Origin of the sequence: Bradyrhizobium nivariense (assembly GCF_029846695.2) — a bacterium.
In the GTDB taxonomy this organism is placed as follows: domain Bacteria; phylum Pseudomonadota; class Alphaproteobacteria; order Rhizobiales; family Xanthobacteraceae; genus Bradyrhizobium.
Window position 1 is genome coordinate 55,355 of sequence record NZ_JARWCR020000015.1, and the last position, 20,555, is coordinate 75,909.

A 20,555-nucleotide genomic window follows, 5' to 3' on the forward strand; every position below is an offset into this window, starting at 1 on the left:
AACCTGTCTTGCTGGTGTTCTTGTCGAAATTTTGGGGAAAACGAATGCGTTTTGTGTCTTTCAGGCCGGCATCCTCCGTGCTCGCCACCGCTGCGCTTTTGCTTGTCGCCGCCGCGCCTTCGCAAGCGCAAACCAGGGCGGAGACATTGCGTTATGTCACCGGCGCCTCCGTCAACACGCTCGATCCCAACATCCCGGGCTCGACGCGCGAATCCTTCGCGCTGAGCATGAGCACCTACGACCGCCTGGTGGCGTTCGGCCGCAAGCAGCTCAACGGCAAATGGGTGTTCGATCTCGACAAGATCACCGGCGAGCTTGCCGAATCCTACGACGTCAGCCCCGACGGACTGAAGCTGACGTTCCGTCTGCGCAAGGATGCCAAGTTCCAGGACGGCTCGCCTGTGACCGCCGAGGACGTGAAATGGTCGCTCGATCGCTGCGTCACCGCGCCGATCCTCGGCAAGGCACAATTGCTAACGGGATCGCTGACGTCCGCCGACCAGTTCAAGGTGATCGATCCCCTCACGATCGAAGTGACGCTGCCGAAACCCGACAAGCTCGCGCTGCCGAATCTCGCCACGGTCTACCCGCTGATCATCAACTCGAAAGTCGCCAAGGAGCATGCGACCGCTGAGGATCCCTGGGCGACAGCCTGGCTGAAGGAGCACACCGCCGGCAGCGGCGCTTATGTGATCGAGACCTTCAAGCCCGGCGAGCAGGTGATCATCAAGCGTAACGAGGACTGGAACCGCGGCTCGCCCGACAAGCCGGCGTTCTTCAAGCGCGTGATCGTGCAGTCCGTGCCTGAGCCCGCGACCCGCGCCAATTTGGTCGAGCGCGGCGACGCCGACCTTGTCGTCGATCTCCAGGCCAGCGACGTGCAGTCGCTCGAAGCCAAGGGCAAGCTCAAGGTGATCTCGACGCCGCAATACAATTCGATCACCTTCGTTTCGATGAACAACCAGATCCCGCCCTTCGACAACGTCAATGTCCGCCGTGCCGTCGCCTTCGCGCTGCCCTATGACGACATGTTCAAGGCCGCCTTGTTCGGCCGCGGCGCGCCGCTGTTCGGTGCGGCATGGCCGGACGGCAAGCCGCTGAACGGCATCTATCCGTTCCAGGCGCCGGTGAAGACCGATCTCGACAAGGCCAGGGAATATTTGAAGGCCGCGGGGCTTCCCGAGGGTTTTTCCACCACCTTCAGCTTCAATGTCGGCCAGGCCTCGACCGCGGAGCCGATGGCGGCTCTCGTGAAGGAATCGCTTGCCAAGATCGGGATCAAGGTCGACATCCAGAAGCTGCCGGATGCGCAGATGTCAACGCAGATCAACGAGAAGAAGCTGCCCTTGTTCACTGAAGGCATCGTCGCCTGGCTGCCCTCGACCGATTACTTCTACCGCAACTTCTACACCGGCAATCAGCGCTGGAATTACAGCTCGATCAACAATCCCGAACTGGCCGCGATCGCGCAGGAAGCCCGCTTCGAGCCTGACAAGGCCAAGTACGAGGAAGCCGGCCGCAAGCTCAATGCGATCCATTTCAGCGAGATGCCGCAGGTCCCGCTGTGGCAGCCGAACCAGGACGCGGTGATGGCGTCGTCGATCGAGGGCTATACCTACGAGTTCCATCGTCAGATCGACTATCGCGACGTCAGCCGCAAGTGACTTGAGTAACAAGTGACTTGAGCAAAAAGTGACTTGAGCAAAAAGTGACGTCGGCAAACCGGAGACTCTGAAAGGTGATGACCGGTCTTGGTGCAACGGTGGTGCGGGCGGGCAGGCGGCTTCTGTCGTCGCTGCCGGCGCTGTGCGGCGTGCTGGTCTTCACCTTTCTCCTGATGCGCGTCCTGCCTGGAGACCCCGCGGTGTTCTTCGCCTCGGGGCCGAACGCCGGCAAGGAGGAGATCGAGCAGATCCGCAAGCAGATGGGGCTCGACAAGTCGGTGCCGGAGCAACTCGTGTTCTATCTCTCCGATATCGGCCACGGCAATCTCGGCCGCTCCATGATGACGGGGCAGCCGGTGCTAAAGGATTTGCGCGAGCGGCTGCCGGCCTCGCTCGAGCTCACTTTCACGGCGCTCCTGATCGCGCTGATCGCGGCGGTGCCGCTCGGCGTGGTGGCGGCGCTGCGGCCGGGATCGCTGGTCGATCACGGCGTGCGGCTGTTCTGCGCGCTCGGCGTCTGCGTGCCGACCTTCGTGTCGGGCCTGTTGCTGATCTATGTCTTCTATTATCTGCTCGGTCTTGCGCCTGATCCGACCGGGCGGATCGACGTCTTCACCTCGCTGCCGCCGCAGCGCACCGGATTCCTGTCGATCGACTTCCTGCTCGCGGGAGACATCGAGGGCTGGTGGGCGGCCTGCAAGCAGTTGATCCTGCCGGCGGTGAGCATGGCCTTGTTCGTCATCGCGCCGCTGGCGCGGATCACGCGTGCTTCGATGCTGGTCTCGCTCGGCAGCGATTTCGTGCGCACCGCGCGCTCGGTCGGATTGTCCTGGCAGAAGGTCGTCGTCACCTATGCGCTGCGCAATGCGATCCTTCCCGTCATCACCATTGCCGGCATCGTGTTCTCGACCATGCTTGGCGCCAATGTGCTGGTGGAGAAGGTGTTCTCGTGGCCGGGCGTCGCGTCCTACGCGCTCGATGCGTTGCTCTCCTCAGACTATGCGCCGGTGCAGGGTTTCGTGCTGCTGATGGCTGGCATCTTCGTGCTGGTCAATCTCGTGGTCGACATCTGCTACGGCATCGCCGATCCCAGGGTGTCGATCGGATGACCAGCGCAACCCTCCGCCATTCGATCTGGATTTTGCGCGGCAACCCGCTGACCGGTGTCGCCGCGGCGGGTGTCTTCCTGTTCGTCCTGGTCGCGATCTTCGGGCCATGGCTCGTGCCCTATGATCCCGTCGTCTCCAACGTTTCGGAGGCGCTGCAGCCGCCGAGCGCGGCGCATCTCGCCGGCACCGATCAGCTCGGCCGCGACGTGTTCAGCCGCCTCGTCGTTGCGGCACGGCTCGATCTGGCCATCGCCGTCTCCGCGGTCGGCATCTCCTTCGTGATCGGGGCGGTCGTCGGTTCGTTCTGCGGCTATGCCGGCGGCCGGCTCGACCGCTCGGTCGGCCGCTTCGTCGACGTCATGATGGCCTTTCCGCTGTTCGTGCTGGCGATGGCGATGGTTGCGGCCCTCGGCAACCGGATCGAGAACATCGTGATCGCGACCGCGATCATCAATCTTCCCTTCTACATCCGCTTCGCGCGCGCCGAGGTCAACGTCCGGCGCAATGTCGGCTGGGTGGAGGCGGCGCGTTCCTGCGGCGAGAGCCATTTCTCGGTGGTGCTGCGCTTTCTGTTGCCGAACATCCTGCCGGCGATGGCGGTGCAGATCTCGCTCAACCTCGGCTGGGCCATTCTCAATGCCGCCGGCCTGTCCTTCATCGGCCTCGGCGTCAAGCCGCCGACGCCGGAATGGGGCATCATGGTCGCAGAGGGTGCGCGCTTCATCTCGACCGGGCGGTGGTGGCTGGTGGCCTTTCCGGGCCTCGCGTTGATGATGGCCGTGCTGTGCTTCAATCTCCTCGGTGACGGGATGCGGGACATTCTCGACCCGCGCATGCGCACATGAGCGAGGAATTGCTAGGGATCGACGATCTCCACGTCGCGTTCTCGACGCGGCGCGGGATGGTCGAGGCTGTGCGCGGGGTTACGCTCACGGTCAGGGCCGGCGAGATGCTCGGCCTCGTCGGCGAGAGCGGCTCGGGCAAATCGGTCACTGGGTTTGCCACGACGCGGCTGCTCGATGCAGCCGGGCGCGTCACTGGCGGAAAAATCCTGTTTCGCGGGCAGGACGTCACCAAGCTCAGGGGCGATGACCTTCGTCACCTGCAGGGCGCCGCGATGTCGATGATCTTCCAGAACCCGCGGGCGGCGCTCAATCCGATCCGCGCGATCGGTCTGCAGATCGCGGACGCAATCCTGACCCACAAGCGAATATCGAAAGACGCCGCCCGCGCCGAGGCGCTGGAGCTGCTGCGCGCCGTCCAGATCCGCGACCCTGAAACGCGGATGAACGCCTATCCGCACGAGCTCTCCGGCGGCATGTGCCAGCGCGTCATGATCGCGATCGCGATCTCCTGCAATCCCGCGCTGTTGATCGCCGATGAGCCGACGACCGGACTCGACGTCACCACGCAGAAGGTGGTGATGGACCTCCTGGCGGAGATTGCCGCCGCGCGCGGCATGGCGACGGTCCTGATCACGCACGATCTCGGCCTCGCGGCGCGATACTGTCGCCGTATCGCGGTGATGGAGCGCGGCCGCATCGTCGAGGAAGCGAGCCCTAAAACGCTCTTCGGCGCGCCGCAGCACGCCTATACCAGGCGCCTGGTGGCGGCATCGCCGACCGCGACCTCCCGGATCGAGGATCTCGTGACGCAGGAAGAGAGGGAGCGCCATGCGGCTGTGATCAGCAAGCCCAGGCAGGAGCTCGCCCACGGTACTCCGCCGCTGTTGGAAGTGCGCAAGCTCGCAAAACGCTTTGACCAGGGCGCTGCGGCGGTGGCGGACTTCTCGATGACGATGGCCGGCGGCGAAAGCGTCGGCCTTGTCGGCGAATCCGGATCCGGCAAGAGCACGACGTCGCGGATGATTTGCCGCCTGATCGATCCGAGCGAAGGCGACATCGTGTTCGACGGGCAGTCGATCGGCCACGTGGCTTCGCGCGACTTTCACCGCTCGCGCTTCCGCAAAGAGATCCAGATGGTCTTCCAGGATCCGAACGAGAGCCTCAATCCGCGCTTCACGGCCTTCGATTGCATCGCCCATCCCCTGATGCGGCTCGATCGTATGCGTGCGGGCAGAGAATTACGGCAGCGCGTGGAGGAATGCGCCGAGCGTGTGGGGTTGCCGCTCGACCTCTTGCCGCGCTTTCCGCATCAGCTCTCCGGCGGCCAGAAGGCTCGCGTCGGCATTGCCCGCGCCATCGCCTGCCGGCCGCGACTTCTCGTGCTGGACGAGCCGACCGCCGCGCTCGACGTCTCCGTGCAGGCGGTGGTGCTGCAACTGCTCGACCGTCTGCGGCGCGAGAACGACATCGCGCTGCTGTTCGTCAGCCACGATCTCAATGTGGTGCGAATGCTCTGCGACCGCACCATCGTGCTGCGCAATGGCGGCATCGTAGAGCAGGGCGAGAGCCGGGCGCTGTTCGATAATCCGAAGACCGACTACACGCGCGAGTTGGTCGAGGCGATCCCGCATATCGAGACCGGGCCAGCGCTGGCGGCGGCGCTTTGAGCCTCGACCGGCCAAATGGTGCGGAGATCCCGCTGGCGAAGGTCCGGTTAGTGGCATACCATTTGCACGCGAATGAGCTCTGGTTTCACCTGTTCTTGGCCAACGATGGCCGGCATCACGGCACTATTGGGAGGATTTCATGGATCGCAGGACCGTATTGAAGGGACTGGCCGGCGCGGGCGGTCTGGCGTTGAGCGGCCTCTCGGCCCCGGCGATCGCACAAGGCGCTGCCGCGCGCACCCTGCGCTTCGTGCCGCAAGCAAACCTCGCCAATTTCGACCCGATCTGGGGCACGCAATATGTCGTGCGCAATGCCGCCGCGCTGGTCTGGGATACGCTCTACGGCGTCGATTCCTCGCTCCAGCCGCAGCGGCAGATGGTCGAGTCCGAGGAAGTGACCGACGATGGCACCACCTGGACGTTCAAATTGCGCCCGGGGCTCAAATTCCACGACGGCGAGCCGGTGCTGAGCAAGGACGTCGTTGCGAGTCTCACCCGCTGGGCGGCGCGCGATCCGATGGGGCTGATGCTCAAGGCGAACCAGCAGGAACTCACCGCCGTCGACGACCGCACCTTCAAATGGGTGCTGAAGCAGCCGTTCCCGAAGATGCTCTATGCGCTTGGCAAGAACAACTCGCCTTGCGCCTTCATCATGCCGGAGCGCATTGCGCAGACCGACCCGTTCAAGCAGATCGGCGATTATGTCGGCTCGGGGCCGATGAAGTTCGCCAAGGGCGAGTGGGTCCCCGGCGCGAAAGCCGTGTTCGAGAAGTTTGCCGACTATGTGCCGCGGCAGGAAAAGGCGTCGTGGCTCGCCGGCGGCAAGCAGATGCTGATCGACCGCGTCGAATGGATCGTGATGCCGGATCCAGCGACCGCTGCGGCCGCGTTGCAGAACGGCGAGATCGACTGGTGGGAGAACCCGATCGCGGACCTCGTGCCGGTTTTGAAGAAGAACAAGAACATCAGCGTCGATATCGGCGATCCGCTCGGCAATGTCGGCTCGTTCCGTATGAACTTCCTGTATCCGCCCTTCAACGACGTGCGGGCGCGGCGCGCAGTGCTGATGGCGATGAGCCAGGAAGACTATATGCGTGCGCTCGTCGGCGACGACAATTCGCTGTGGAAGTCGCTGCCCGGCTTCTTCACGCCCGATACGCCGCTCTACACCGAGGCGGGCGGCGAGGTCCTGAAGGGCAAGCGCGATCTCGACGCGGCCAAGAAGCTGCTCGCCGAGAGCGGCTATTCCGGCCAGCCGGTCACGTGCCTGGTGGCGCAGGATCAGCCGATCACCAAGGCGTTCGGCGATGTGACCGCCGATCTCTTGAAGAAGCTCGGTATGAATGTCGACTTCGTCGCGACCGATTGGGGCACGGTCGGCTCCCGCCGCGCACAGAAGACGCCGCCCGGGCAGGGCGGCTGGAACATGTTCCACACCTGGCATGCGGGTTCGGACTGCATCAATCCGGCGCCCTACACCGCCATTCGCGCCAACGGCGACAAGGCCTGGTTCGGCTGGCCGAACAGCCCCGGCACCGAGAAGGAGGTCACGTCCTGGTTCGAGGCCAAGAACCTCGACGAGGAGAAGGCCGCGGTCGTCCGCCTCAACAAGGTCGCGCTCGAGGACGTCGTCTACGCGCCGACCGGCTTCTTCCTCAGCTACACGGCCTGGCGCAAGAACGTCTCCGGCATCACGAAAGGGCCGCTGCCGTTCTTCTGGGGCGTGTCGAAATCCGCATGACCCTGCGCTGAAGCCAGATGCTCTCCTACATCCTCCGGCGTATCGCCTCGACCTTGCCAGTGATGGCGATCGTCGCGCTGTTCGTGTTCAGCCTGCTCTACATCGCGCCGGGGGATCCCGCCGTGGTGATCGCAGGCGATCAGGCAAGCCCGGAGGATGTGGAGCGCATCCGTCAGAGCCTCGGCCTCGATCGTCCCTTCCTGATCCAATTCGGAAGCTGGGTCTGGCGCATCCTGCACGGCGATCTCGGCACCTCGATCTTCACCAATCTGCCGGTCTCGACGATGATCGGGCAGCGTCTCGGGCCGACGCTGTCGCTGATGATGGTCACGCTCCTGCTCACGATCGTGGTCGCGGTGCCGCTCGGCGTGCTGGCGGCGTGGAAGGCGGGAAGCCTGATCGACCGGGCCATCATGGCCTTTGCCGTGTTCGGCTTCTCGCTGCCGGTCTTCGTGGTCGGTTATGTCCTCGCCTACGTCTTCGCGCTGGAGCTCGAATGGCTTCCGGTGCAGGGCTATACGCCGCTCGCCCAGGGCCTCTGGCCCTGGCTGCAAAACCTGATCCTGCCGTCGATCGCACTCGGCTGTGTCTACATCGCACTGATCGCGCGTATCACGCGCGCCACCATGCTCGAAGTGTTGCAGCAGGACTATATCCGCACTGCGCGCGCCAAGGGTCTCGGGCAGGGCGGCATCCTGTTCGTCCACGCGCTGAAGAACGCGGCGGTGCCAATCGTCACGGTGATCGGGATCGGCATTGCGCTCCTGATCGGCGGCGCAGTGGTCACGGAAAGCGTTTTCGCGATTCCCGGCCTCGGCCGGCTCACGATCGACGCGATCCTGCGCCGCGATTATCCTGTCATCCAGGGCATCGTGCTGCTGTTCAGCTTCGTCTACGTCCTCGTCAATCTGATGATCGACGTCACTTATACGCTCGTTGACCCGAGGATCCGCTATTGACCGACACGACCGTCAATCCGCAAGCGCTGCCGGCGGGCTTCGTCCTCGCGCCGCAACTGCCTGAGATCCTCCGGCCTGTCGTGATCCGGCGCGGCTTCATCGGGCTGCTGCGCGGCCATCCCACCGTTGCCATCGGCGGCACGTTGCTGCTGATGCTCGTCCTGATCGCGATCTTTGCGCCCTACCTCGGAACAGTCGATCCGACCGCACTTGCGCCGGCCAAGCGCACCCGCGCACCATCGGCGCTTTACTGGTTTGGCACCGACGTCCTCGGCCGCGACATCTATTCACGCGTGCTCTTCGGCGCACGCGTCTCGCTCACGGTCGGCTTGTCCGTTGCGATATTCGCCTCCGCGGCCGGTCTCGCCATCGGCATCGTCTCCGGCTTCATCCGCTGGGCCGACGGCATCTTGATGCGCTTCATGGACGGCCTGATGTCGATCCCGCCGATCCTGCTGGCGATCGCGCTGATGGCGCTGACACGCGGCAGCGTCGGCAACGTCATTCTTGCGATTACCGTTGCCGAGATTCCGCGCGTCTCGCGCCTCGTGCGCAGCGTCGTGCTGTCGCTGCGCGAGCAGCCTTACGTAGATGCGGCGGTGGCCTGCGGCACGCGCACACCGATGATCATCCTGCGCCACATCCTGCCCAACACGCTGGCGCCGATGCTGATCCAGGCGACTTACATTTGCGCCAGTGCGATGATCACGGAGGCGATCCTGTCCTTCATCGGCGCGGGAACGCCGCCGACCATTCCGTCCTGGGGCAACATCATGGCCGAGGGGCGGGCGCTGTGGCAGGTCAAGCCCTACATCGTGTTCTTTCCGGCGGCCTTCCTGTCCGTCACCGTGCTCGCCGTCAACCTGCTCGGCGATGGCCTTCGCGATGCGCTCGATCCGCGCATGGCCAAGAGCCTCTGATGTCGAGGGGCTGATCGCGATGGCACTGCTTGAAGTCGAAAACCTCCAGACCCACTTCCGCACGCCCAGCGGCATCAACCGCGCGGTGGACGGTGTGTCGTTCCATGTCAACGAAGGTGAGACGCTCGCCATCGTCGGCGAGTCCGGCTGCGGCAAGTCGGTGACCTCGATGTCGCTGATGCGGCTGATCCCGGAACCGCCGGGCAAAATCGCCGGCAGCATCCGCTTCGCGGGCAAGGACCTGCTGCAAATGTCGGATCGCGAGATGCGCGCGATCCGCGGCAACGACATCTCGATGATTTTTCAGGAGCCGATGACCAGCCTCAACCCGGTCCTGACCGTCGGGCGTCAAATCCGCGAGACGCTGATGATCCACCAGGGTCTGGACAAGGAGGCCGCAGAGGCGCACGCCATCGAGATGTTGATTCTGGTCGGCATTCCCGAGCCGAAGCGTCGCGTGCGCGAATATCCGCACCAGCTTTCCGGCGGCATGCGCCAGCGCGTCATGATCGCCATTGCACTCGCTTGCAATCCAAAGCTTCTCATTGCCGACGAGCCGACCACCGCCCTCGACGTGACGATCCAGGCGCAGATCCTGAAATTGATGCTGGATCTCAAGCACCGGGTTGGCGCGGCAATCATCCTGATCACCCACGATCTCGGCGTCGTCGCCGAGATCGCCGAGCGCGTCATGGTCATGTATGCCGGCCGCAAGGTCGAGGAAGCACCGGTGGCGGAACTGTTCCGTTCGCCGCGTCATCCCTATACGCAAGGTTTGCTCGGCGCAGTGCCGCGGCTCGGCTCGTCGCTGACCGGCACCGCGAGACGACTTGCAGAGATCCCCGGGCAGGTGCCTGATCTGCGCAAGCCCATCGTCGGCTGCGTCTTCGCCGGACGTTGCGCGCTCGCGACCGATCTCTGTCGGCAGTACGCGCCGGGGCTCGAAGAGAAGGGGCCACGCCACGTCGCGGCCTGCCACTATGCGGCCAAGGGAGCGGTCGCGGCATGAGTCCCCCGCTGCTCCAGGTCAACGACCTCAAGAAGCATTTTCCGGTCAAAAGAGGCCTGTTCAGCCGCAAGTCCGAATGGGTCTATGCGGTCGACGGTGTCTCGTTCGAGATCGCGCGCGGCGAGACGCTCTCTCTGGTCGGCGAGTCCGGCTGCGGCAAATCGACGGTCGGCCGTGCGATCCTGCGACTGTTCGACATCACGGCAGGGCAGGTCATCCTCGACGGCCAGCGTATCGATGACGCCCATCCGAGCACGATGCGCCAGATGCGCCGCCGCGTGCAGGTGGTGTTCCAGGACCCGTTCTCGAGCCTCAATCCGCGCATGCGCGTGCGCGACATCCTGGCCGAGCCGATCCGCAATTTCGGACTTGCCAAATCCGCGATCGATCTCGAAACCCGCGTGACGGCGCTGATGGACACCGTGCGCCTGCCGCGCGAGGCGCTGAACCGCAGGCCGCACGAATTCTCCGGCGGCCAGCGCCAGCGCATCGGCATTGCGCGGGCGCTCGCGGCCGAGCCCGAGCTGATCGTCTGCGACGAGGCGGTCTCCGCGCTCGACGTCTCGGTCAAGGCACAGATCGTCAATCTGCTGCAGGATCTCCAGCGCGAATTCGGCCTCGCGCTGCTGTTCATCAGCCACGACCTCGCGATCGTCGAGCACATGACCCACCGCGTCGCGGTGATGTATCTCGGCAAGATCGTCGAGGTGGCACCGCGCCGCGAGATCTTCGCCGCGCCGAAGCATCCTTACACCAAGGCGCTGCTCTCGGCGGTGCCGCTGCCCGAGCCGGGGGCCCAGCGCAATCCGATCATCCTCAAGGGAGACGTGCCGAGCCCGATCAACCCGCCGAGCGGGTGCCGCTTCCACACCCGTTGTCCGCTCGTGTTCGATCGCTGCCGGACCGAGGAGCCGACATTGCGCGCGGCCGGAAGCGAGCAGTGGGTGGCCTGTCATCTCGAAGATGGTGCGACGGTGACGAGCGGTTAGCCGTTTCGGCAGCGGCAAAGCTCTGGATCGAAGCGCAGGGGCGGCCATCGGGCGATGATGGCACTCTGCTCCTGTTTTGCCCGACGAGTCAAAGACGTTTGCGACGAAAATTCATGAGCAAAAACAACCTCATTCTACTGTGCATGGGGTTGTTTTCGCGTTTTTGGTTTGGCCGCCTTCAACCTTGGCGGCGGAGAAAGCCCGTGATCGCGACCTTTTCCCAGATGCCGGCCGCGGCAAACGGATCGGCGCGATTGAAGGCCTCGACGTCGCCACGGCCGGGCGCCTCGATCAGGAACAGGCTTCCGATCATGGTCTGACCGTCGTCGGAGACCAGCGGTCCCGACATCACGATCTTGACGCCGAAGCGCGAGGTGTCGCTCAGGAAGGATTTATGGGCCTCGTAATTGGCGAGCCGGGTCGGCAGCGCGCCGGCGCGGTCGATGGCGTGAATGGCGAACAGCATGATGGTCTCCGTTTATGTGTCCGTTTCTTGGGACGGCCGCGGCAGCGGCCGTCCGGGCTTGTCGTGACGGGTGCGCTTATCTACTTGGTGCCAAGCTTGCTGGCTTCCTCGAAAGTCGGGCAGCTCCGTTGCTCCAGCGGCACGTCGAACGGCTGGTAATTGTCCTTGGTGATGACGGTCGGCTTCAGCACGATCTCGGCGATGACGGGCTGGTTGCGCAAGGATCGGATCGCCATCATGGTGCCAAGGCATCCTTGCGCAAATCCGTTGTAATCGCCGCTCGCGAGCAGCTTGCCGGACTTGATCGCGTCGATCGCCTCCTTGGTGCCATTGATGCCGATCACCTGGGCCTTGCGGTTGGCGCCATCGAGCGCCTCGATGGCGCCGACCGCCATGGCGTCGTTGGCGGCGAGTACGCCGTCGATCTGCGCGTTCGACTGCATCAAATTCTCCATCACCTGGAGCGCCTGGAGCCGCTGGTAGTTGCCAGGCTGCGAGGCCAGCAGTTTGGCACCGACGTTTTCCTTCAGCGCGTCGTTGAAGCCGCGGACGCGGTCGACATTGGTCAGCGAGCCCTTGACGCCCTCGATGATGACGATGTTGCCCTTGCCGCCAATCGTCTTCAGCAGATGGCGCGCGGTCTCGAGCCCGAGGCTGTAATCGTCGGCGCCGACGAAGGAGAGGAATTTGCCGCCGGCGGAGCGGTCGGTGATGTTGACGGCGGGGATTTTGGCTTCGTTGATCTTTTCGACGCCCGGCACCATCGCCTTGTAGTCGACCGGCGTGAAGACGATGGCGCTCGGCTTCTTCACCACGACGTCCTCGATCTGGCTGAGCTGCTCGGGGATCGAATCCGGCTTGGTCGGGATGTACTGCAGTGTTTTCGCGTTCAGCGTCTTCGCCATGTTGTCGGCGCCGACACGCACGGTCTGGAAGAACGGGTTGGTCTGGTTCTTGGTGAAGACGGCGATGGTCTCGCCGTCGGCTCGCGCTTGCGTGGTGAACGCCGCGGCCATCAGCAGCGGCAGAGCCAGGTAGCCCAGTGTCTGTTTCATGTTGCCTCCATCCCTCATTTTGCTTGTTCGAACTCCAGAACTCATTACGCCCGGCGGCGGGTCTTCATGTCGAGCCAGACCGCGAGAATAACGATGATGCCGGTGACGAGCGGCTGCCAATTGGCGCTGACCGACAAGAGATTCATGCCGTTCAGCACCAGCGTCAGGATCAGCGCGCCGATGAAAGTACCGAACACGGTGCCGACGCCGCCGAACAGCGAGGTGCCGCCGATCAGCACGGCGGCGATCGCCGGCAGCGTCAGGCTTTCGCCGATGTCGGCCTCGGCCGAATTGAGCCGCGACAGGAAGATGATCGAGGCGAGCCCCGCCATGGTGCCGGAGACGGCGTAGACCAGCAGCAAGCGGCGCGCGACCGGAATGCCGGAGAGCCGTGCCGCGACCGGATTGGCGCCGATCGCATAGATCTCCTGGCCCCAGATCGTTCGCTGCGCGAACAGCGTTCCAATCCCGAGGAACACCAGCAGCAGATAGACCGGGATCGGCAGGCCGAACAGATAGCCGCTGCCGATCTGGCGAAAGCCTGCCGGAAAGCCGTGAAGGGTTTCGCCCGCCATGTACCAATAGGTGAGGCCGTTCAGCACCCAGAGCATACCGTAGGTGGCGATGAAGGAGGGGATGCGCAGCGCGGTGACCATCACGCCGTTGAGGAGGCCAACGATGCCGCCGCAGGCAAGCCCGGTGAGGATGCCGAGCGCCGGCGAGCCGGTCTTGTGGATCACGGTCCCGGCGATACAGGCGGACAGTGCGACATTGGCGCCGACAGAGAGATCGAGGCCCGCGGTCAGCACCACCAGGGTCAGGCCGGAGGCGATGAAGAAGGTCAGGCTCGCCTGCCTGAGCACATTGAGGATGTTGCCGAGGCTCAGGAAGGAATCGCTGAGCACGGCGAGCACCGCACAGATCAGCAGCGCCGCAAGCAGCCGATAGAACACCTGGATCGCGTCCTGCGACAGGAACGAGCGGGGCGGCGCGATGGCTTCTTTGCTGATGTCGGTCATGCGCGGCTCCGCAGGCCATCGAGGAACAGCGCGACGATGACGAGCACGCCGACGCTTGCGACCTGCACCGAGGAGGGCAGCGAGATCAGGTTCAGCCCGTTGCGCAGCACGCCCACGGAGAGCACGCCGAGCAGGGTACCGAGCAGCCAGCCATTGCCGCGCTCGAACGACGTGCCGCCGACGGCGACCGCCGCGATCGCATCGAATTCGAGACCGAGGCCCGCGGTTGGATGCCCGGAATTCATCCGCGCGGTCATCAGCAGGCCGGCGATGCCGGCCATGGCGCCGCCGATCGCATAGACCGCGATCAGCAGCCGGTTGGGCGAGAGGCCGGCATAGCGCAGCGCCTCCCGGTTGCCGCCGAGTGCGAAGATGTAGGTGCCGAAGCGGGTGTGATAGAGCAGGCCGTGAAACGCAGCATAACTCGCCAGCGCCATCACGATCGGGACGGGCACGCCCAGAAGCGTCGCCGAATAGATGTCGCGCACGCTGTGGGGGATGCCGACCACGCTCTGGCCGTCGCTGACGATCAGCGACAGGCCTTGCGCCATGCCGAGCGTGCCCAACGTCGCAACGAAGGGCGGAATCCCCAGGATTGCGACCAGCCAGCCGTTGACGGTGCCGAAGGCCGCGCCGACGAGGAGCCCGGCGCCGAGGCCCAGCAGCATCGACTTGGTCGCGAGCGATACGATCGCGACGCAGAGCGAGGTCAGCGTCAGCACCGCGCCCATCGACAGGTCCAACCCCTCGGTCATGATGATCAGCGTCATCGGCAGCGCGAGCATGGTCAGGATCGTCGACTGCACCAGCACGTTGGAGAGGTTGGCGACGGACAGGAATCCGGGCGCGATGGTGCCGAACACCGCGATCAGAAGCACCAGCACGATGGCAACGCCGGGAATGCGTTGCAGCGGATTGGATTGTGAAACGACCGCGGCCTCACGCATGATGCATCCCCAGTCGCACGATGTTCTCCTCTGTCAGCTCGTTGCGCGCGAGGTGCCCGGCGATGCGGCCCTCGCGCATCACATAGGCACGGTCGCAGACATGGCAGATCTCGATTTGCTCCGACGAGATCATCAGCGCGGCCGCGCCTTCCGCGACAAGGCGGTCGATCAGGGCGAAGATCTCGGACTTGGCACCGATGTCGATGCCCCGCGTCGGTTCGTCGAAGATGAAAAGCTTTGAACCGGCGGCGAGCCATTTGCCGATCACGACCTTCTGCTGATTGCCGCCGGAGAGCAGGCCGACGGTCTGGCGCGCGCTTGGCGTCGCAATGCGCAACTGCCGGATCAGGCCGTCGGACGTGCGCTGTGCACGGCGCTGGTCGAACAGACCGCTCGGGAACAGCTTTCGCAGCGCCGACACCACCAGATTGTCGCCGACCGAGCGCAGCAGCGCGAGGCCCTCGCTCTTGCGGCTCTCCGGGATCAGCGCGATGCCGCGGCGGGCGGCGAGATCGGGCTCGCCGGAAATAGCCTTGCCGTCGAAGATGATCTCGCCGGAGCTCACGGCATCGGCGCCGAAGATGGCGCGCGCGACCTCGCTGCGGCCGGAACCGACCAGGCCACACAGGCCGACGATCTCGCCACGGCGCACCTCGATGTTGATGTCCGAGATTCCGGTGGAGGCGCTCAGGCCCTTGACCTCCAGCAGCAGTTCGCCGGGCTGGTCGGCAAAATTGCGCGGATAGGTCATGTCGACGTTGCGACCGACCATCATGCGGACGAGCTGGTCGGGCGTGACATCGGCCGGGCGCACGCCGTCGATGCGGCGGCCGTCGCGCAGCACGGTGATGCGGTCGCCGAGCGCGAACACCTCGGCCATGCGGTGCGAGATGTAGACGATGGAGACGCCGTCGGCCTTCAGCCGCGCGATCAGCGCGAACAGCAGCTCGGTCTCGCGATCGGATAGCGCCGCGGTCGGCTCGTCCATCACGAGGATGCGCGCGTTCTGGCTGATCGCCTTCGCGATCTCGACCATCTGCTGCTGCGCCACCCCTAACTTGTCGACAATGGTGGAGGGATCGATGTCGAAGCCGATCGTGCCGAGCACGCGCGCGGCGTCGGCCAAGATCCTGCGGCGGTCGATGGTGCCGGGGATGCGGCCCTTCGGCTCGCGGCCGAGGAAAATGTTCTGGGCGATGTCGAGATGGGGGACGAGGGAGAATTCCTGGAAGATCACGGCAATGCCGAGCTTCTGCGCATCCGCGGTCGAATTGATCGCGACCTGCTCGCCCTTGGAGTAGAACTCGCCGGCATCGGCGCGGTAGGCGCCGCACAGCACCTTCATCAGGCTCGACTTGCCGGCGCCGTTCTCCCCCAACAGCATGTGGACTTCGCCGCGGAAGACGGCAAAGGACACATCGTCCAGCGCCTTGACGCCGGGAAACTCCTTGCTGATGCCGCGCAGCTCGAGCAGCGGGACAGACGAGGAGGTGTCGGCAGTTAATGCGGCGGTGCTCATGCGGGGGCTCCGCTTGCAAAGATCTTTCCGGGATTCATCAGTCCATCGGGGTCGAGCGCAGTCTTGATCGACCGCATCACATCGACGGCCTCGCCGAGCTCGTCGGTGAGAAAGTCGATCTTGCCGAGCCCGATGCCGTGCTCGCCGGTGCAGGTGCCGTCCATGGCAATCGCGCGGGCGACCATGCGGGCCTGGAGCGCCTTGGCATCTTCGGCTTCCTCCGGCCTGGCGGGATCGATCAGGATCAGCATGTGGAAATTGCCGTCGCCGACATGGCCGACGATCGGGGCGATAAAACCATGCTCGTCCGCGTCGCGCCGGGTCTGCGTGAGGCATTCCGCCAGCCGCGAGATCGGCACGCAGACATCGGTGATCACGGCACGCGCGCCGGGGCGCAAGCCGAGGCCCGCATAGAGCGTGTTGTCGCGGGCGTGCCAGAGCCGGCTGCGATCCTCCGGCGCCTTTGCCCAGGCAAAGCCATGACCGCCATGATCGGAGGCAATTGCCTGCGCGGCCTCGGCCTGCTCGGCGACGGACGTCTCGGAACCGTGGAACTCGAAGAACAGGGTCGGGGCTTCGCGATAGCCGAGCTTGGCGTAGGCATTGATGCCGCGCATCATGACGTCGTCGAGCAGCTCGATGCGCGCGACGGGAATCGCGGACTGGATCACGGAGATCGCGGTGTCGACGGCGTCGTGCAGGGTGTCGAAGCTGCAAACCGCGGCCGAGATCGCCTGCGGGACCGGATGCACCTTCAGCGTGATCTCGGTGATGATTCCGAGTGTGCCCTCCGCGCCGACGAACATCCGCGTCAGGTCGTAACCGGCGGCTGACTTGCGCGCGCGCCTGGCGGTCCGGATCACGCGGCCGTCGGCCAGCACCACCTCCAGCGCCATGACGTTGTCCTTCATGGTGCCGTAGCGCACCGCCATGGTGCCGGAGGCGCGCGTGGACGTCATGCCGCCGATCGAGGCGTCGGCGCCGGGATCGATCGGAAAGAAAAGTCCGGTGCCGCGCAGCTCCGCATTGAGCTGCTTTCGTGTGATGCCGGGCTGCACCACGACGTCCATGTCGCTGTCGTGCACCGCCAGCACCTTGTTCATGCGCGCGAAGTCGAAGCAGACGCCGCCGGCGACTGCGGCCGCATTGCCTTCGAGCGAGGTCCCGGCGCCGAACGGCACGATGGGCATATTCGCGCCGGCGCACAGCTTGACGATCTCGGCGACCTCCTGCGTGGTTTCAGGGAAGACGACGATATCGGGCGGCAGGTTGCGGTAATGGGACTCGCTCTGCCCATGCTGATCGAGCACGCCACGCGCGACGCTCGCGCGCGGGCCGATCATGCCTGTGAGGCGATCGGCCAATATGCTCGTGCTGACCCGCGGTCCCATCCTGGCTCCCTATCTGGCTCTTGTTGTCGGACTCTTGTTGGTCCGCCGTCGTTCAGCTTAAGCGGCTCTTGCGCTGCTCGCGAGCTGCTTCAGGCCGAAATCATAGTTGAGATGAAAATACTCGCTGTCCACCATGCGACCATCGGGCGCACGGCCGGGCGGGCACCGCACAAATTCGCGGATCAAGCTGTCCTTGACGCCGAACACCACGTCAGAGTCGAGATATTGGTCGCCGGCCACGAACACATGGGTCACGAGTTGCTCGAAGCCGGGCGCCGAGATCATGAAATGCACATGCGCCGGGCGCCAGGGATGGCGGCCCTGGACCTCCAGCATGTCGCCGACCGGGCCGTCATGCGGGATCGGATAGGCGGCCGGCTTGATCGACCAGAAATTGAAGCGGCCATTCTGGTCGGTGTGGAAGCGTGCGCGCATCGCAAGATCGCCGATCTTGTCGAGCTGCTGCACGTCGTAATAGCCATCATCGTCGGAATGCCAGACGTCCACGATCGCGCCGGCAAGCGGCCGTCCGTCGACGGTCGACACCGAGCCGGTGACGAGCATCGGATCGCCCTCCATGGGACCGGAGATGTCCTCGCCGTTGCTTTTCTCGGGCGAGGCCTGCACGAAGAACGGGCCGAGCACCGTGGTTTCGGTCGCGCCTTCCGGCACCGGATGGTTGATCGCGTCGACCAGCATGGAGACGCCGAGCGCGTCCGACAGCAGGATGAACTCCTGGCGCTTGTCGTCGCACATGTGGCCGGTGCGGGTCAGGAAGTCGATGCCGTAGTCCCATTCCTTCTGGGTCGGTCGCACCTCGCGGACGAAAGCATGAAGGTGGCGCACCAGCGCTTCGCTGACCTGCTTGATCCGCGGATCGGTCGCGCCCGCGATCCGCTCCAGCACCGCGTCCGTGATGGTGTTTTCGTTGAAGTTACGCATGAGTGCCTCCGTGAATCAGAGTTTCGGTTCGCCAAGACCGGACAGTCGTTCCAGGTGCTTGACGGTCGCGATGAAATCGGTGTCACCATCGCCCTGCGCGACCAGCGAGCCATAGGTCTCGCGCACTTGGGCTGCGAGTTGAAGCGGCACGCCGACGGCGTGGCCGGCGCCGAGGATCAAGTCGAGATCCTTGGCCATCTGCTTGCAGGAGAAGGTCGAGTCGAAATCGCGGTTACGCAGCGGCGCGGTCTTGTACTTCACCATAGGTGAGGCCACCGCGCTGTCGTCGAGAACTTTCAGAATGTCCTGCCAGCCGATGCCGCCCTTGCGCGCCAGCGCCAGGCTCTCCGCCATCATTGCGGCCGACACCGCGATCATCAGATTGACCGCTAGCTTCGCATATCGCGCTTCCTCGCCAGGCCCGAGATAGGTCTGGGCGCGGGTGAAGGCGGTGAGCAGCGGCTTTGCGTTCTCGTAGGCGTCCTTCGGACCCGAGACGAAGCAGCTCAGCGCGCCGGTGTGGACGATGCTGGCATTGCCCGAGACCGGCGCACGCAGGTAGAAGACACCGCGCGCCTGTGCGGCGGCGTCGACTTCAGCGGACGCCTCGGCGCTCACGGTGCTGGTTTCGATCAAAACGGTTTTGGGCGCCATCGCGGCGATGAGGCCGGTCGAGCCGAGCAACGCGCCGCGCAAGGCGGCGTCATCGGGCAGGGACGTGACGATCGCGGCCTTGCCGCCCACGGCCTCGGCCGGTGAAGCGGCAATCGAAATGCCTTGCGCGCGGGCCTCGTCGAGCCGCGCTGCGCTCCGGTCGAAGGCGGTCACGGCGTAACCGGCCTTGGCGACGAGCACCGACATCGGCAGGCCCATCTTGCCGATCCCGATGAAAGCGATGTTCTCTAGAGCGTCTGTCATCGTTGTTGTCCTTGACGCCCTCAGGCGGCGTGTCCCTGTCGTTCGATGTCGCGCACCAGCCGCCGGCCGGATTGCACGAGTAGTTCCTTGTTCGCCTCCAGACCGTCGGCCAGCAGCCGGCCATTCCGCTTCTTCCACACGCCGCCGATCATCACGGCCTCGATATTGGCGAGGCTCGTCTGCATCACCACGGTGGAAACGGGATCGTGCACCGGAACGAGATTGAGATCGGAGGCATCGATGATGACGAGATCGGCGAGCTTGCCCGGCGTCAGCGAGCCGATCTGGTCCTCGCGGCCGAGCATGCGGGCGCCTTCTGTCGTGATCCAGCGCAGCGCCTCGCGGACGGGGATCGTGGTCGTGGCCGGAATGGTGCCGCTGGCCTTGCGCGACTCGGCGTTGTCGAGCGCCCGCTGCATCGAGAGCGCAACGCGCGCGGCGGAGAAGAGATCGCCGGCGAGCACGGATTCCAGATCGATGCCGATGGTCGGCCGCACGCCGCGCTTGAGCAGCCGTCCGGTGATGGGAAAGCCGTGGCCCTGGATCATTTCGTTCTCCGGCGTCACCGAGAAGGACACGCCGAGATCGACCATCCGGTCCAGGAGATCGTCAGGCAGATCGTTGCCATGGACGATGTTGACGCCGGCACTGACGAGGCCGGCCTCGATCAGCTTCTCCCAGCCATCGGGCGTCTTGGCGGGGCCGCCGCCCTGATGCATCGATGCGATCAGCTTGAGTTCGCGCGCCAGGCGGAAGTCGTGCATGGCGACATCGAGCGTCGAATAATGCGGACCGAGGATCGCAAGCCCAAGCGTGACCAGGCCGTCGCGGTCGGCGAGGGGCCCCGCCAGCAGCCGCTCGACCTCGCGGCGTGGATGCGGGATCTCCGAGAAATGCGGCTCGCCCGGTTTCGGCTCGGGTTTTGGCGAGCCGTGAAAGAAGGCAGCGCGGATGCCGCTCTCGATCAGGCCGCGCACGGCGGCGTCGGTGTGATCAGGCGTCGGATTGTTGTGGCACCAGTCGACCAGCGTGGTGGTACCTTGATTGATCTGGTTCAGCGCGCCGGCCAGCGTCGCGATATGGATGTCCTCGGGCCGAAACACGGTCGCGAGCCCGGCATGCATGCGGCGGAAATATTCCAGCAGCGTCCAGTTGGCGGCATAGCCGCGTAAGCCCGTCTGCCAGGTGTGCATATGCGCGTTGATCAGGCCGGGGATGACGATGCGCCCGGTGCCGTCGACGATCTCCGTCTCGGCCGCGCCGCCGCCGACGTCGATCGATGGGCGCACGTCAACGACGCGGCTACCCTCGATCAGCACGTCGCCGTCGGGCAGATCGCCGATCGCGTCATCCATGCTGATGATGACAGCGGATTTGATCAGCGTGCGCCGCATC

Annotated in this window: 18 protein-coding genes; 9 read left to right on the forward strand and 9 right to left on the reverse strand. The window is 64.8% G+C overall.

Annotated elements, in window-relative coordinates; all coding sequences use genetic code 11:
* Positions 1 to 44 precede the first annotated feature (44 nt).
* The 9 genes from QCM77_RS14800 to QCM77_RS14840 all read left to right on the forward strand — a co-directional run bounded on the left by QCM77_RS14800 (position 45) and on the right by QCM77_RS14840 (position 10,903).
* Positions 45 to 1,664 carry an ABC transporter substrate-binding protein gene (locus tag QCM77_RS14800; protein WP_279659843.1) on the forward strand — a complete coding sequence of 540 codons (1,620 nt, stop codon included), beginning with the start codon at positions 45 to 47 and terminating at the stop codon, positions 1,662 to 1,664.
* A 74-nt stretch (positions 1,665 to 1,738) separates the two neighbouring features.
* Positions 1,739 to 2,773 (forward strand): ABC transporter permease, encoded by a 1,035-nt coding sequence (locus QCM77_RS14805; protein ID WP_462804321.1) that lies wholly within the window; start codon positions 1,739 to 1,741, stop codon positions 2,771 to 2,773.
* Positions 2,770 to 3,618 carry an ABC transporter permease gene (locus QCM77_RS14810; protein WP_279684053.1) on the forward strand — a complete coding sequence of 283 codons (849 nt, stop codon included), beginning with the start codon at positions 2,770 to 2,772 and terminating at the stop codon, positions 3,616 to 3,618. The genes QCM77_RS14805 and QCM77_RS14810 overlap by 4 nt, the downstream gene beginning before the upstream one ends.
* Positions 3,615 to 5,285: a nickel ABC transporter ATP-binding protein NikE gene (gene nikE / locus QCM77_RS14815; protein ID WP_279684054.1), complete on the forward strand. Its 1,671-nt coding sequence runs from the start codon at positions 3,615 to 3,617 to the stop codon at positions 5,283 to 5,285. The genes QCM77_RS14810 and nikE overlap by 4 nt, the downstream gene beginning before the upstream one ends.
* A 139-nt stretch (positions 5,286 to 5,424) precedes the next feature.
* Entirely contained in the window at positions 5,425 to 7,026 is a 1,602-nt protein-coding gene (locus QCM77_RS14820; RefSeq protein ID WP_279684055.1) for an ABC transporter substrate-binding protein, read from the forward strand.
* A gap of 17 nt (positions 7,027 to 7,043) precedes the next feature.
* Positions 7,044 to 7,985: an ABC transporter permease gene (locus tag QCM77_RS14825; RefSeq protein WP_279659838.1), complete on the forward strand. Its 942-nt coding sequence runs from the start codon at positions 7,044 to 7,046 to the stop codon at positions 7,983 to 7,985.
* Positions 7,982 to 8,905: an ABC transporter permease gene (locus QCM77_RS14830; RefSeq protein WP_279659837.1), complete on the forward strand. Its 924-nt coding sequence runs from the start codon at positions 7,982 to 7,984 to the stop codon at positions 8,903 to 8,905. Before QCM77_RS14825 ends, QCM77_RS14830 begins: the two co-directional genes overlap by 4 nt.
* Positions 8,906 to 8,924: 19 nt before the next feature.
* A complete protein-coding gene (locus QCM77_RS14835; protein WP_279684056.1) occupies positions 8,925 to 9,914 on the forward strand; it encodes an ABC transporter ATP-binding protein in 990 nt (329 codons plus the stop codon).
* Positions 9,911 to 10,903, forward strand: coding sequence for an ABC transporter ATP-binding protein (locus QCM77_RS14840; protein ID WP_279684057.1), 993 nt, complete (start codon positions 9,911 to 9,913; stop codon positions 10,901 to 10,903). The genes QCM77_RS14835 and QCM77_RS14840 overlap by 4 nt, the downstream gene beginning before the upstream one ends.
* Before the next feature lie 178 nt (positions 10,904 to 11,081).
* Here the strand turns inward: QCM77_RS14840 and QCM77_RS14845 are convergent, their stop codons facing one another.
* The 9 genes from QCM77_RS14845 to QCM77_RS14885 form a co-directional block, all read right to left on the reverse strand.
* The gene (locus QCM77_RS14845) at positions 11,082 to 11,369 is read right to left on the reverse strand and encodes a YciI family protein (RefSeq protein ID WP_279684058.1); all 288 of its coding nucleotides are present in this window, start codon (positions 11,367 to 11,369) and stop codon (positions 11,082 to 11,084) included.
* A gap of 80 nt (positions 11,370 to 11,449) precedes the next feature.
* Entirely contained in the window at positions 11,450 to 12,424 is a 975-nt protein-coding gene (locus QCM77_RS14850) for a sugar ABC transporter substrate-binding protein (protein ID WP_279684059.1), read from the reverse strand.
* A 44-nt stretch (positions 12,425 to 12,468) separates the two neighbouring features.
* Entirely contained in the window at positions 12,469 to 13,443 is a 975-nt protein-coding gene (locus QCM77_RS14855; protein ID WP_279684060.1) for an ABC transporter permease, read from the reverse strand.
* Positions 13,440 to 14,390: an ABC transporter permease gene (locus QCM77_RS14860; protein ID WP_279684061.1), complete on the reverse strand. Its 951-nt coding sequence runs from the start codon at positions 14,388 to 14,390 to the stop codon at positions 13,440 to 13,442. Before QCM77_RS14860 ends, QCM77_RS14855 begins: the two co-directional genes overlap by 4 nt.
* Positions 14,383 to 15,909: a sugar ABC transporter ATP-binding protein gene (locus QCM77_RS14865; protein ID WP_279684062.1), complete on the reverse strand. Its 1,527-nt coding sequence runs from the start codon at positions 15,907 to 15,909 to the stop codon at positions 14,383 to 14,385. The genes QCM77_RS14860 and QCM77_RS14865 overlap by 8 nt, the downstream gene beginning before the upstream one ends.
* Positions 15,906 to 17,300 carry an FAD-linked oxidase C-terminal domain-containing protein gene (locus tag QCM77_RS14870; RefSeq protein ID WP_279659829.1) on the reverse strand — a complete coding sequence of 465 codons (1,395 nt, stop codon included), beginning with the start codon at positions 17,298 to 17,300 and terminating at the stop codon, positions 15,906 to 15,908. The genes QCM77_RS14865 and QCM77_RS14870 overlap by 4 nt, the downstream gene beginning before the upstream one ends.
* 57 nt (positions 17,301 to 17,357) lie before the next feature.
* Complete coding sequence (locus tag QCM77_RS14875) at positions 17,358 to 18,242, reverse strand: intradiol ring-cleavage dioxygenase (RefSeq protein ID WP_279684063.1); 885 nt, start codon at positions 18,240 to 18,242, stop codon at positions 17,358 to 17,360.
* 15 nt (positions 18,243 to 18,257) lie between these two features.
* Positions 18,258 to 19,160, reverse strand: coding sequence for an NAD(P)-dependent oxidoreductase (locus QCM77_RS14880; protein ID WP_279659827.1), 903 nt, complete (start codon positions 19,158 to 19,160; stop codon positions 18,258 to 18,260).
* A gap of 20 nt (positions 19,161 to 19,180) precedes the next feature.
* Positions 19,181 to 20,554: an amidohydrolase family protein gene (locus QCM77_RS14885; protein ID WP_279659826.1), complete on the reverse strand. Its 1,374-nt coding sequence runs from the start codon at positions 20,552 to 20,554 to the stop codon at positions 19,181 to 19,183.
* Between the last annotated feature and the right edge of the window lies 1 nt (position 20,555).